Annotated in this window: 10 protein-coding genes; 4 read left to right on the top strand and 6 right to left on the bottom strand. The window is 39.6% G+C overall.

The features are described 5' to 3' along the window. Positions 1–223: 223 nt before the first annotated feature. The 4 genes from EES38_RS08735 to EES38_RS08750 form a co-directional block, all read right to left on the bottom strand. A complete protein-coding gene (locus EES38_RS08735) occupies positions 224–1,231 on the bottom strand; it encodes an ABC transporter permease (protein WP_124936800.1) in 1,008 nt (335 codons plus the stop codon). Beyond that, a complete protein-coding gene (locus EES38_RS08740) occupies positions 1,212–2,213 on the bottom strand; it encodes an ABC transporter permease (RefSeq protein WP_124936801.1) in 1,002 nt (333 codons plus the stop codon). Before EES38_RS08740 ends, EES38_RS08735 begins: the two co-directional genes overlap by 20 nt. After that, the gene (locus EES38_RS08745) at positions 2,206–3,684 is read right to left on the bottom strand and encodes a sugar ABC transporter ATP-binding protein (protein WP_124936802.1); all 1,479 of its coding nucleotides are present in this window, start codon (positions 3,682–3,684) and stop codon (positions 2,206–2,208) included. Before EES38_RS08745 ends, EES38_RS08740 begins: the two co-directional genes overlap by 8 nt. A gap of 73 nt (positions 3,685–3,757) precedes the next feature. Next, on the bottom strand, positions 3,758–4,735 hold the full coding sequence (locus EES38_RS08750; protein WP_124936803.1) for a substrate-binding domain-containing protein: 978 nt from the start codon (positions 4,733–4,735) through the stop codon (positions 3,758–3,760). Positions 4,736–5,397: 662 nt separating this feature from the next. On the opposite strand from EES38_RS08750, the gene EES38_RS08755 reads away from it, so the two are divergent. The 4 genes from EES38_RS08755 to EES38_RS08770 all read left to right on the top strand — a co-directional run bounded on the left by EES38_RS08755 (position 5,398) and on the right by EES38_RS08770 (position 11,696). Continuing rightward, positions 5,398–6,735 (top strand): MFS transporter, encoded by a 1,338-nt coding sequence (locus tag EES38_RS08755; protein WP_124936804.1) that lies wholly within the window; start codon positions 5,398–5,400, stop codon positions 6,733–6,735. Positions 6,736–6,860: 125 nt separating this feature from the next. After that, the gene (locus tag EES38_RS08760) at positions 6,861–8,894 is read left to right on the top strand and encodes a beta-galactosidase (protein ID WP_124936805.1); all 2,034 of its coding nucleotides are present in this window, start codon (positions 6,861–6,863) and stop codon (positions 8,892–8,894) included. A gap of 23 nt (positions 8,895–8,917) precedes the next feature. Beyond that, entirely contained in the window at positions 8,918–9,754 is an 837-nt protein-coding gene (gene araC, locus EES38_RS08765; RefSeq protein ID WP_124936806.1) for an arabinose operon transcriptional regulator AraC, read from the top strand. 76 nt (positions 9,755–9,830) lie between these two features. Next, on the top strand, positions 9,831–11,696 hold the full coding sequence (locus tag EES38_RS08770; RefSeq protein ID WP_208020419.1) for a fibroblast growth factor: 1,866 nt from the start codon (positions 9,831–9,833) through the stop codon (positions 11,694–11,696). 68 nt (positions 11,697–11,764) lie between these two features. Here the strand turns inward: EES38_RS08770 and EES38_RS08775 are convergent, their stop codons facing one another. Together EES38_RS08775 and hutH are read right to left on the bottom strand one after the other, a co-directional pair. Continuing rightward, positions 11,765–12,220 carry a methylglyoxal synthase gene (locus EES38_RS08775; protein ID WP_124936807.1) on the bottom strand — a complete coding sequence of 152 codons (456 nt, stop codon included), beginning with the start codon at positions 12,218–12,220 and terminating at the stop codon, positions 11,765–11,767. A 144-nt stretch (positions 12,221–12,364) separates the two neighbouring features. Continuing rightward, complete coding sequence (hutH, locus tag EES38_RS08780; RefSeq protein WP_124936808.1) at positions 12,365–13,900, bottom strand: histidine ammonia-lyase; 1,536 nt, start codon at positions 13,898–13,900, stop codon at positions 12,365–12,367. Positions 13,901–13,906 lie beyond the last annotated feature (6 nt).

Here is a 13,906-nt window from a genome sequence, read left to right on the forward strand (position 1 = left end):
AATGGAATAGAAAGTGCTGATTAATTCCTCATTAAATGTGGGGTTTTAGGGGCGTATAAGCGTAATTTGTATTGAGGTGATGATTCTAAGAATAAGAAAAAATAAATTATAGATAGGTACATAATAATTTTAAAACCCCTACCATTTTCTATAGCAGGGGTAAAAATAAGTGTTGTTGTAACGATTACGATTTTAATCGGATTGACCTTATCGTTAACCGTTATTAATTCTTCACATCCTTTGGCTGCGTCTGTCGGTGTGTGAGGTGATTGAAATAACGTGACAGTTTTTCATCTTGATTACGTAAGTAAATAAAGAGTAGGAGGGTTCCTCCCCATAATGCCATCGTCAGAAAGTTGTTAATACCAATCATATTAAAGCCACTCTCCATGGCTTGAAGAAGTATTAGAGCCAGAACGATACCGATGGTCTTGCCAAATCCACCATCAGGATTAAGCCCGCCTAGTACGGAAGCCAGTATCGTTACGAGCAAGAATGATTCACCGTAAGATGATTTGGCTGAATTAAATTTAGACATCATGATTAGAGCCGCGAATACACATAGAAGTGACGAAAGTACGTAGGTCAGCAGCAAAATCTTATTAGTATTTATGCCTGAGTAGAAGGTTGCCTTTTCATTAGAACCCAACATATAGACAGATTTACCAAAGGCGGTTTTTTCTAGCGCTAACCAAAAGAGTATCGCGACAAACAAAAACAGTATCATGGGAAACGGAATACCCAATACCTGAATTTTCTCGATGTTTAAAATGTATTCTGGGAAATTAGAAACAGCTTTACCACCAGATAATAATATATTGAGTCCATTAATAAATGTCATGGTGCCCAACGTCGCGAGGATAGGCGAGACCCGAATTTTAGCGACTAAGAGACCATTGAGCAGACCCGTCAAAACACCAATTACAACACCGCCAAGCAGAACAACCGGCAGATATACTGCGGAGTTAGGCAAAGTAATGGCTAGCCAACCCATAACCAGAGCACATGCATTTGTAATAGGGATGATCGAGAGGTTGATCCCGCCTGTTAACATAGTGATTGCCATGGCAAACGTTAAGAATCCCAACAACGGAATCTGCGCTGAAATGGACAAGAAATTATTCCACGACCAGAACAGATCCGGAATTTTTATAGAAAAATAGATACACATAGGTAGCAGAAGTACCAAAAGGTACTTCTCAAGGTTGCGTTTAGATTGCCCTGAAGCCATTGCTTACTCCTTCTTTTCTCTGACGCCAAGCGGTAGTACTAATACTTACTAAAATGACACCGCCAGTGATAACCGTGTGCCAGTAGGAAGACACTCCCAATAAATTGAGTCCGTTCTGAATGAGGGCAATGAGAATCACACCAAGTATGGTGCCAAAAAGCGATCCTCTTCCGCCGATAATACTGGTTCCACCTAACACTACCGCTGCTAAAACAGTGAGTTCGTATCCAAGCAACGAGTCAGGAGCGACGGTAAGAATAGTGTATGACTGAACGACACCTGCGATTCCAGCAAGCAGTCCCAGATAGCCGTAGGCAAATAGCTGGACTTTCAAAATACTGAACCCAACTCGAGAAGCCGCTTCTGAGTTTCCACCCACGGCAAAGATTTGACGTCCAATACTAGTCTTGTTCATAACGAATGAAGTGATTGTTACAACAACAACAGTGACGATCATTGGTAACGTTAAACCATAGTCGTAGCCATCTGATGCGGTAAAGCGAAAAAGAGTAATACCATCTTCAAACCAACGAGGATACTTGTATAGCCATTCACCTTTTGAGAGAAAGAGCAGTAAACCATAGAATACATTGAGGGTGGAAATCGTAATGATGATGGATGGTACTCTGAGTTTATTGACCAGCAATGCGTTGATCAGCCCCAAAAGAAGGCCAATGCAGCCCGAAATTGCAAAGGCCACAACAAAGTTACTGGTGAACGCATTGATTGCCAATACCATGACATACTGACTGATTATGGTTGTGGCAGGGAAGGAAATGTCGATTCCTCCCGAGATCAAAACGATAAATAGACCACAAGCCAAAATAGTTAACATGGCGTAGTTATTCAGTAGGTCATAAATATTGCCGACGGTTAGAAACTCTGGGGTCATAGCGGTGATGACCAAGGCAATGAGCACAATGGTACAAAAAAGAATGGCTTCATTCTTTTTTAAAAGTGAAACCAGCCAACGTTTATCCATAGATTACCTCCGAAAGCGCTTTTACAGATGTCTCTGCTGTAACGAAGTTTTTGACGAGTTCACCGTCTGCAATCACGGCAATATTATGACTGTTGTAGCAGGCTTCCTCGATTTCGTCTGTCACAATGATAACGGCGACGCCAGCCTTAGATAATGTTTCGATAACATGATAGATACCCGATTTATTGGCGATATCGACTCCAACCGTTGGCGAGTCGAGAATAAGAACTTTGGGTCGAATGGCTAACCATTTAGCGATGGACACACGTTGAGCGTTTCCCCCGGATAACGTACTGACAGGATCGGTAGAAGCGCCGATTTTTATTTTCAATTGATCAACGAGTTGTGTTACCAACTCAAAGGCTCTGCTTTGTGAAAAAAGTCCAAAGCGAGGTTGAAGTTCGTTGAACAGTGTACTGACTATATTGTCTGCAATAGGTTGTTCCATAACGAGCCCTGTACCCATTCGATCTTCTGATACATAGCCAATTCCAGCCTCGATAGCGTCTCGATTGCTGCGAAATATAACGGGTTTTCCCTCAAGTAGCACATCACCAGAATCGGGAGAATTTAACCCAAAAAGACCCAGGCAGAGTTCAGTTCGTCCCGATCCTAATAAGCCTGTTATTGCAAGTACTTCGCCACGATGAACACGGATGTTGATATCGTGAAATTGGTTCTGTTTCGATAAGTGGCGACACTCAAGTACGACTTCTTCTGAGTATTCAGTAGAAAGGGGAGTAAAAGTAATATTTCGACCTGTCATTAATTCGCTCAGTCGTTGTACGGTCATATCCTGAGCTGAGATAGTAGCAACCAATTTTCCGTCTTTTAATACAGTGAAACGGTCTGATATTTCTAAGACTTCGTCGAGCTTGTGGCTGACGAATATAATGGCGATTCCTTGCTGTTTTAACCGCTTTACATAGGTAAGTAAGTGTTCCACTTCATGGTGAGTTAATGAGGCAGTAGGCTCATCCATAATGATGAGTTTGGCATTCTCTGCCAACGCTCTGGCTATCGCCACCAACTGACATTTAGAAACGGTTAAATCACCGACTAAATCATGTGGAGAAATATTAGCCTCCATATTTCTCAGTACTTCAGACGCCTGTTCAAGCATGGCTCTTGTGTGGCGTAAGCCCCGACTGTGGTAGGCATTGATCATTATGTTCTCTGCCACAGTCAAATTAGGAAATAACGATAAATCTTGGTAGATAACCTGAATACCTTCGCGAACGGACTTTATTGGGCTTAATGTTGTACAGCGCTTTCCTTGTATTTCAATCGTTCCACCTTTATCTGGCTGATGGACGCCCGAAATGACTTTGATGATAGTTGATTTTCCGCAGCCATTTTGGCCCGCGATACAATGAACTTCTCCGGGATAAATATCAAAATTGATCCCTTGGAGTGCATAAAAGCCGTTAAAATTTTTACTAATATTGGTGAGCTTTAAATAAGGCTGCATGATGTACGTCCTCACTGACTGTCATAATCTGTCCCAGCAGGAAAGCTGGGACATGTGCTAAACCGTTGTTAACCTAGTAGAGCTGGTCAATATTGGATTTAGTAACAAACAGTACTTTGTGGAACTTAATCAGTTTCTCTTCCTTGTTCACTTCGGCTGGACCAAAGCCTTTGATGGTGTATCCTGGTTCGATATCGACACCATTAATGACATCGGCTGCTACTTTTGTTGTTGCATAGCCGCCAGTAGCCGGATCATAGGTGATACCCATAGTGATATTGCCATTACGAATTAGCGAAGCAGCTTGAGAAGGAATCATCATGCCGAAGACACCGACTTTGGCTTTTGCTCTGCGCTCTTGAACTGCGCGACCTGCACCGATTGGTCCTTGCGAACCGAAGGAAATTACCGCTTTCAAGTCTTTATGCGCACGCATGAGCTCAAGTGTTGTGCGCCGAGAATCATCTATGTTTTCTGCAACTGGCATACGTGATGTTACTTCGTACATATCGGGGTATTTCTCTTTTTGGTATTGCACGAAATAGTCCGCCCACAGGTTGTGTTGAGGAACGGTTAGCCCACCAACGTAGATAACATACCCTCCTTTACCCCCGGTAAATTCGGCCACTTTTTCTAGATAGTCCTGAGCGAATTTTCGATCATCGATAATAGATACCTCCCAGTTTGCACTTGGTTGTCCGGGAGATTCATTGGTAACAATCGCAATACCAGCTTTACGTGCCTTCTGAAATACGGGTTCCAGCACTTCGGCATCATTTGGGACGATGGTAATGGCATCCACTTTTTTGGCGATTAGGTCTTCAATAATTTTTACCTGAGCGGTTGCATCGGTACTAGAGGGGCCAACCTGATACGCATTGATATGATATTCCTTGCCAGCTTCTTTTACGCCATCACCCATTCTATTAAACCAGGGCATACCTCCGATTTTGGGGATATTGACGATATCGAGTTCTGCTGCCTTGAGCGGAATACCTATTGTGGAGATACAAGCCAAGGTAGCTAAGACCATTGTTTTTGTTTTATTCATATGTCAGTCCTTTATGCTATTTCACGTTATTGCTCTAAGTAGAGTCACAATAGGTATAACAAAGGGGTTTCACATCAAGCAGTGTCTGGTTAGCAAAAGAAGACTGACAGCAGAAAAATCCATAGGAATGACAGATTAATATATATAGAAAAATCAGTAATGGTGAAGTGTTACCTATGTTCAAAATAATCGAAAGTACAGAAGTAGTCTAACTGAGGAATTAGAGTCGATAGAATCAAATCGGTAACCATCAAATTATGGCAATACTCAACTTATCTGATCTCTTCACCTACAAATTTTCCAAGCTAAAATTTGCCTAGTTTCGATTATGTTGATGTGATATTTACTTAATATACTGATTTATATGAGTTAAATCTATTTAAAAGTATTTTAGCGAGCTGTTGAGATCACATTTTTTTTCTAGTAGCAGATATGTACAGGTTTCTTAGCCACTGAGTTAAGTCAAAAATTCAACAAAGATAATATAGTTAATTCACTGGAATTAATTAGCGATTTTTTTGGATGGAGGATTGAGTAGAAATAAAAGAAGGGGAATTGTGAGGATATTATAGATGAACATAACAACGTAATATTTATTTTATTATAAATATTAAATTATCCTCACATGATGATTATGATTAAAATAAATGAGATTTGTAAAAATGCAAACAGAATCAAATATTGAATCTAGTATTCACATTAACGATGAAATTGAAACAAAATGGTCTGCAACAATAAGTAATGACAAACAACCAAAAGCTCCTGTATTAATAGGTGTCGCTGTTGGTATTGGCGCACTTTTTTGGTTAGCTCCATTCATGGGGATTAATTCTGTATTGAATCCTGCCAAATTGAGTTACATTATTGGTGATAGCTCTAAAGTAAATAGCCTGCTAGCTTTGCTTGGTACATTAGGTGCTATTACTTCAACAATTACAACTATAGTTATCGGGGCTCTATCAGATCTAACTCGATCACGCTGGGGTAGAAGAACTCCTTGGATAATATCAGGCTCCTTTTTAACTTCCGCTGTTATTCTTGGGTTAGGGAAAATAGACTCTAGCGAAAATCTTACATACTTTATTATATTATGGTGTCTACTTCAGACATTTATTAACTTTATAGTTGCTCCACTAATTGCGGTAATTGCAGATCAAACAGCACCTAAACATCGAGGTTTAATATCCTCAATATATGCTGCTGGATTTATTATTGGTCAATATGGCGGTCCGGTAGTTGGAGGGTTTTTCCTTAGTGATGTCAACCCTAGTCTCGTTGATACTGGATATAATGCAATGGCGATATTGATGCTCGTATCCGGACCAATTGCTGCGATATTAATGAAAGAGAAGTCCAGCCTAGACATGCCTAAACAAGGGGAGTTGAACTGGGATTTCTTCATGAAGTATTTTGTTTTCCCAGTCAAAAAAGCAAGGGACTTTTATCTTGCTCTTTTTGGTAAAATGCTGATTAATATAACATTAACTGCATTTAGTGTTTATCAACTATTTTTCCTTACGACAGGGATGGGCTTAAATAATACTTCTTCTGGTAAATTCATCTCTCTTATGGGAGTTGCTACTATGGTTACAGCACTTGTATTTGCTCCTATTTCCGGCCCAATTGCAGATAAGCTAAAAACACGTAAAAAACCAGTCGCGTTTTCCGCTCTTTTAATTTCATTAGGTACATTATTACCTTACTTATCTGGCGAGCCAAGTTCAATGATTTGGTATGGGGTTATTGCGGGAATCGGTTCGGGAATATTCTTCTCTGTAGACCAAGCATTAAATTTAGAAGTTCTACCAAGTCCTGAGAATGCTGCAAAGGATCTCGGAATATTAAATCTTGCAAATACTGGTGCTCAAATTCTCGGACCAGTACTAGGAGCATTATTATTTGGGATTTTTGATCATCAGTATCTCAGCATATTACCTGCTTTATCAGGCATATCATTTATTGGCGCTATTCTGGTTATGATGATAAGAAATGTGCGTTAGGTGAAATTTAAAAATTCGTTTTTATTTTTTAATAACAGAATAATAAATTTCATGATGTCTGATACTTGATTAATGGTTCAATACTGCCAATTCAACAATTAAACTTTAATTTAATAGGAAGTAATATGTCTAATTTATATTATGGAGTTGCTTATTATGATGAATATATATCAGATGAGAGATTAGATAAGGATATTGAGCTTATGCTCAAAGCGAACATAAATGTTGTCAGAATTGCTGAGTCAACATGGAGTACTTTAGAGCCAAAGGAGGGTATCTTCAACTTTCATCATATTGATCGTGTTTTGGATGCTATGCATGTAGCAGGAATAAGTGTGATAGTTGGGACACCAACCTATGCAATTCCAATTTGGTTAGCTAAAAAATACCCTGAAATCATGATTACAGATCCATCAGGTCACCAGGTATATGGAAGAAGACAGATAATGGATATTATGAATCCAGATTTTCTTCGTCATTCAGAACTTGTCATCAGAGCTTTGGTACAACATATTCATCAGCACCCGTCTATCATCGGTTATCAAGTAGATAATGAAACTAAGCACTACGGGAATGTAGGTAAATTTATTCAAAAAGCATTTGTTGAACATCTCCAGAATCGATTTCCAAATATCGATGAAATGAATGATAAGTTTGGCTTAGATTATTGGAGTAATAGAATAAATTGCTGGGAAGATATCCCGCCCATCGAAGGTACAATTAATGCTAGCTTAGGTAACGAATTTGCTCGTTTTCGACGTAGTAAAGTGAAAGATTATCTTGAATGGCAGACTAAAATTATTGCTGATTACTCAAGATCTGAACAATTTATAACACAAAATTTTGATTACGAGTGGCGTGGGTATTCATTCGGATTACAACCTAGCGTTGACCACTTTGATGCTGCAAAAACAATGGATATTGTCAGTGTTGATATTTATCACCCAGGTCAAGACCATCTTACTGGACGGGAAATAGCTTTTGGCGGTGATGTAGCCAGAAGTACAAAAGATGGTAAGAATTATTTTGTTATGGAAACTCAGGCGCAGGGGTTCCCCAAATGGACACCGTATCCTGGTCAGCTTCGATTGCAGGCCTTTAGCCATGTATCAAGTGGCGCTAAAATGGTTTCTTATTGGCATTGGCACTCTATCCATAACTCATATGAAACCTATTGGAAAGGGTTGTTAAGTCATGACTACGAAGAAAATCCGACTTATTGTGAAGCAAAGATCATTGGGAAGGAGTTTCACGATCTCTCGGAAGAGCTAGACTCTTTGAGTATAGAGAACGATGTAGCTATCTACGTTAGCAATGATGCCATGGAGGCGATGAATTGGTTCAGACCAGATACACCTCAGCCTGAACTTAATAGTGGCGATCATTATATCTATAATGATGTATTACGCGTATTTTATGATAGCTTGTATGACCATAATATTTCGGTTGATTTTGTAAATTCGCTCGATGCAGATAACTGCAAATATAAGCTGGTTGTTATACCTGCTTTGTACTCAGCGACAGATTCAGAATTGGAAGAAATTAATAAATATGTAGAAAAGGGTGGGAGAGTCCTGATTAGTTTTAAATCAGGATTTTCTAACGAGAATGTTAAGGTAAGAAGTGAGACTCAACCTGGAATTCTAAATAAATCCTGCAATGTATCATACAGTCAGTTTACGATTCCCGATAACGTAAAAGTTGTGTCAAATACAAATGAAATTGTTTGTGACAATGAAAAGCCAGATTTATGGATGGAGTTATTAACTCCTTTAACTGATGAAACTCAAGTTCTTCTCACATATGACCATAGCTACTGGAAACATTACGCCGCAGCAACTCTTTCTAAATATGGTTCGGGTCAAGCTTTGTATCTCGGATTTCTACCATCAAAAGAGCTCACCTATGAGCTTATCTCTTATCTCGTAAGAGATTTAACTCTAAAATCTAAGCGGTCAGATGCGACGTTTCCTATCGTAGTGAAAGATACGATCAACAAGAAAGGGAACACTATTCGATTTGTATTTAATTATTCGAATGAAGAAAAAGAAATGAAGTTAAGCTCGCAATATTATGATCTTCTTAATAGAACTCAGTATTTTATTGACGATATATTAACTCTTGGTCCATGGGATATGAAAATATTGACCGCTATATAAGCGATTAATATTAAGGAGAAAGTATGTGTTTTACATTTGATTCCTACTTAGTTGCTGGTTTCACTCCGATAAAAAAAGGAAATTGCTTTGATAATCCTATTTATCGACCTGAAGGGATGAGAGGCTTTATCATCAATCTGACCGTTGCTGGAATCGGTGTTATTACGACTAATAATGGTGAGTTTCTTTGTAAAAAAGGAGATTTACTAATTTTTCCACCCGATATCATACATCACTATGCTCGTTGGGAGCGTAGTGATAGGTGGGAGCATTATTGGATATACTTTTTCCCGAGGCCATTTTGGATTACTTGGTTAAACTGGGGGCAAAATGATAAGGATGTGGGGATTTTATCTTTAGGTGACTCTGATGATTTCTTTAACATTAAGGCGTTATTTATAGAGACAATACAAAGATTTTCCCAGAATAACCATCTTTCAGAGGCGATGGCGATGAATACACTTGAAAGAATTATTTTAGAAGGTGTTTACTGTCAGAGTGATACATTAGAGTCAAAAAAGGATCCTAGAATAAAAGAAATATGTGACTATCTTGAATCTAATATTGAAAGTGATGTATCTATTGATGAGTTAGCTGAGCAAGTGTTTTTATCACCTTCTAGGCTATCACATCTTTTTAAAAGTGAAATGGGGCAAACCTTAAATATGTGGAGGGAGTCCCAGAGAATAACTAAAGCAAAAATATTACTTCAGACTTCTAGTAATTCTATTTCTGATATCGCATCTTTAATTGGATATAATGATCCATTTTATTTTTCAAAAATATTCAAGCGCCATTGTGGCTCATCTCCAAGTAGTTACCGCACTAATTATTTTACATCGAATAAGAAGATTAAATAAATTAATCCTCTTATTCTGACTTGTTTTTAGGTCTGGGCTAAACACGCCTAATGAAATATATACAAAAGGTATTGATATGATTATTATTAATGCATTTATTAAGTTATGTATTAGATCAAAATCTGTATTGTTCATTCATGTTTTTATTCTGATGCTATTAAACCCTGCGTTTGCGTATAACCCAGCTGGAGGGACTCTTTATTCCGTTAACTCGAATACCGCATGCTTGAAAGGTCATGGTAACTGTGCAGTTTATCCTAAGTCTGTCGAGTTACCGAACGGACGACTTCTAGCTGCTTTTGAAAATTCGGTTGTTCCACAGAGTGGTAGTGCGATAGGTCAGACAATACCAATATATAAAAGTGATGATAATGGTGATAGCTGGCAATATTTAACAGATGTACCCGCTCCTGCTTATTTGAGTAATGATGAACGTGTACAAGGATTAGTAAGTAACTGGACAAACCCTTATTTGTATCGTGTTCCCAAAGATATTCCTGGTTTTTCGCAGAACACAATACTATTAGCGTCCGTTGTTTCTGGAGATGATTATTTCTATATTGAAAACAAACAGCTAGATTCAACCTGGGAGCCTGATAATGATGGTGATCGCGCAACGGTTTCGATTGCATTGTATTCAAGTACTGATAACGGCATGACGTGGAAGTTTGAAAGTATTATTTCGTATGGCGGTTGGCAGGGTGGCAGTGCGGGTTCTTCAAATGTATCCAATGCGAACACATATCGTCAGCAGGATCCTTTATGGGAACCCTACCTAATGGTTTATAACGATAAACTTGTGGCATTTTATTCCGACGAGAATGATTACATTGGTTACGATTCTCTGACTAGAGAGCCTATTTTAGATCCGGATAATGATACTGCAATTGATAGTCGGGGACAGGTTTTAGTGCATAGGGTATGGGATGGTGCCGTATGGAGTAATCCTGTTATTGATGTTGCTGGTGACGCTGTTTCGGTTGATGAAAATAAAACCGAAATTGGTGGAGGAAGGCCGGGTATGACTACTGTTGTCGCGACCACGGACAGTAAATGGTTAATGACTTATGAATACTGGGGCGGAAATGCTAATGTCCGTTATAAGTTAGCTAATTCGCCGCTAGAATTTAGTTTCTCCGATAATTTTGAAATTACTCATTTAACTACGTCAGCAGGTTCCACATCATTGGGCCAAGGAGGAAGCCCCGTACTAGTTAGTCTTCCTGATGGTCGCATTTTGTATAATGCGGGAGGGAGTGGAAATATATGGGTTAATCGAGATGGAGCTAGTGATGGCGTGTGGACGGAGTATCAGACGCCAATAGGCTCCGGATACAGCCGAAATCTTCAATATGATTCAGATACTGGGCAAATAGTAATTCTCCAAGCTGCTTGGGGGAGCTCAAGTAGCAGTGCAAATATAAACTTTGGAGAAGTTGACCTTGGAAACAGCAATGGTCGTTACTATTTGGTCATCAACGGAGAAACTAATACAGTATTGGGCACACAAGGTAATGTTACTGATGCAAATATAGGAAACTCAGGTTCTCCTGATATCGTTCTTGAAGAATTAAGTTCAAATTCTCAAGATCAGACTCAGTACTGGCATATTCTTGAAGAAGACGATGGTACCGTAACATTATTAAATAAGTCAGGGGGAAGAGAAGCTGCCATATGGACAGGAGTTACAACTGCAGGACAAAAGTTAGGATCTTGGGTAGATAATGAAAAAGGGGGACTTTTCAATATCATTTATGTTGATAATCAGTTTGTGAAATTTCAATCGGTTGAAAATCCATATTTATATTTGACTGGTGGGGATGACAATAAAGTTACATTAGAAACTGAAGTAAATGATAATTCTCAGAAATGGATGATAGAGTATGTCCATTTTAATGAAAATAATAGGAAAAATAAACATATTAAAAAGCATAAAATATAGATATCATGGGTCATTTAATAAAAACAAGTCAAAGTAGGCTTGTTTTTATTTATATTAGTTAAAAGAATTTACTTTCTTTTTTCTAAATATGACTCATAGTCTGGGACTTCGACCTCAACGTCCGAATCAATTAAAGAAGACGAAAAAATAAAGTCAGCACTAGCTTGATTTGTTGCTACTGGGATATTCCACACACTTGCAATTCTCAGTAGCGCTTTTACATCTGGATCGTGAGATACAGAATTTAAAGGGTCCCAGAAGAAAACTAATATATCAATTTTTTGTTCTGAGATAAGCGCTCCTAACTGCTGATCTCCCCCCATTGGACCGCTGTAGAGTCTTCTAATAGCTAGGGTCGTTTCCTGACTTAAAATTTTTCCGGTTGTCCCTGTTGCATAAAGAAAGTGCTTTTGTAGCTTTTCGCGATTGGTCGATACCCAATCAAGAAGTTCTTTTTTACAGTGGTCATGAGCGACTAAAGCGATATGCTTGTGTGCTGGTATGGTTCTTTTACACTTATCCATATTAACGTATTCCTTGAATCATAATCTGCTATTTTACATATTGAACGAATACTTTATTGGAAATTTTATTTATATTACATGGACACAATAGTTAAAGTGAAGCCCAGCATCGCTGGGCTTCACTATATCATTATTTAAATACGCTTAACCAACACTTGGTAGTAGTCCTTTTGGCATTAAGCCGTTGTGCTGTGCAGAAAGTAAAACGTCATTTGCTTTGGCAATATCTGGTGCGAAATATCTGTCTTTATCATAGAAAGACACATGAGCTCGCAACATGGCTTTGGCCTGCTCGATTTTCGCTGTCGATTTCTTCGGTGTTCTGAAATCAAGACCTTGAGCCGACGCTAAATATTCGACCGCTAGAATACCTCTTGTGTTTTCTCCCATATCTCTCAGTCTGCGAGCAGCAAAAGTCGCCATAGATACATGGTCTTCTTGGTTAGCTGACGTTGGCAGGCTGTCTACTGATGCAGGATGTGCCAGTGTTTTGTTTTCGCTCGCGAGTGCTGCGGATGTTACCTGTGCGATCATAAAGCCTGAGTTAACACCACCGTTATCCACCAAGAACGGTGGTAGCTTGCTTAGACCGCTATCGATAAGAAGTGCCATGCGACGTTCAGATAAACTGCCTATTTCGGCAATGGCTAATGCAAGGTTATCAGCTGCCATTGCGACGGGTTCCGCGTGGAAGTTGCCACCAGAAATAATGTCATCTTCATCCGGGAATACCAATGGGTTATCCGAAACCGAATTTGCTTCTGTTAATAACACATCGGCTGCATTACGGATCTGCTGTAAGCATGCGCCCATCACCTGAGGCTGACAGCGCAGAGAGTAGGGGTCTTGAACCTTTTCACAGTTAGCGTGAGATTCGCCAATTTCACTCTCATCACCCAGTAAATAACGATAGGCAGCCGCCGCATCGATTTGTGTCTGGTGACCACGAACTATATGAATCTTAGGATCGAATGGGCGGCGGCTACCTAATGCCGCTTCAACCGACATTGAGCCACAGACTGTAGCAGAAGCGTATAGATCTTCGGCACCAAATAGACCTTCGAGAGCAAGCGCTGTGGAAGCCTGTGTGCCATTGAGCAGTGCAAGCCCCTCTTTCGGTGCAAGAGTAATTGGCTCTAAACCAGCTAGTGATAGTGCGGCTTTACCAGAGATGATTTCGCCATTGTGACGAGCCTGACCTTCACCTAATAAAACGGTACACATATGCGCCAGTGGGGCTAAATCACCGGATGCGCCCACAGATCCTTTTTGGGGAACACATGGGTACACCTCACTGTTTACCAGTGTCATCAGAGCTTCCAGAACTGTCAAACGGATACCAGAGAATCCACGTGCCAGACTGTTAATTTTGAGTACCATCATTAAACGAACTGTTTCGTCGTGCATGAACTCGCCGATACCAGCTGCATGTGAAAGGACAATACTGCGTTGTAACGTTTCTAAATCTTCAGGCGCAATTTTAGTATTGGCAAGCAAACCAAAACCCGTGTTGATACCATAGACGGTACGGCCTTCACTTATTACTTTCTCAACCATCTTCGTACTTTTTTCTATCGCTTCGTACGCATCTGGTGATAAAGAGAGTTTGACCGATTCACGGCTTACGCGACGAATCTCCGCAAGGGTCAATTGGCCCGGATGAATAGTTAAATCAAACATGAAATG

Source organism: Vibrio viridaestus (assembly GCF_003856525.1).
Classification (GTDB): domain Bacteria; phylum Pseudomonadota; class Gammaproteobacteria; order Enterobacterales; family Vibrionaceae; genus Vibrio; species Vibrio viridaestus.

Bases quoted from the DNA above. Each gene is read 5' to 3' on its own strand.
- EES38_RS08760 (WP_124936805.1), top strand. From the start codon at position 6,861: ATGTCTAATTTATATTATGGAGTTGCTTATTATGATGAATATATATCA.
- EES38_RS08755 (WP_124936804.1), top strand. From the start codon at position 5,398: ATGCAAACAGAATCAAATATTGAATCTAGTATTCACATTAACGATGAA.
- araC (WP_124936806.1), top strand. From the start codon at position 8,918: ATGTGTTTTACATTTGATTCCTACTTAGTTGCTGGTTTCACTCCGATA.
- hutH (WP_124936808.1), bottom strand. From the start codon at position 13,900: ATGTTTGATTTAACTATTCATCCGGGCCAATTGACCCTTGCGGAGATT.
- EES38_RS08740 (WP_124936801.1), bottom strand. From the start codon at position 2,213: ATGGATAAACGTTGGCTGGTTTCACTTTTAAAAAAGAATGAAGCCATT.
- EES38_RS08770 (WP_208020419.1), top strand. From the start codon at position 9,831: ATGATTATTATTAATGCATTTATTAAGTTATGTATTAGATCAAAATCT.
- EES38_RS08775 (WP_124936807.1), bottom strand. From the start codon at position 12,220: ATGGATAAGTGTAAAAGAACCATACCAGCACACAAGCATATCGCTTTA.
- EES38_RS08735 (WP_124936800.1), bottom strand. From the start codon at position 1,231: ATGGCTTCAGGGCAATCTAAACGCAACCTTGAGAAGTACCTTTTGGTA.
- EES38_RS08745 (WP_124936802.1), bottom strand. From the start codon at position 3,684: ATGCAGCCTTATTTAAAGCTCACCAATATTAGTAAAAATTTTAACGGC.
- EES38_RS08750 (WP_124936803.1), bottom strand. From the start codon at position 4,735: ATGAATAAAACAAAAACAATGGTCTTAGCTACCTTGGCTTGTATCTCC.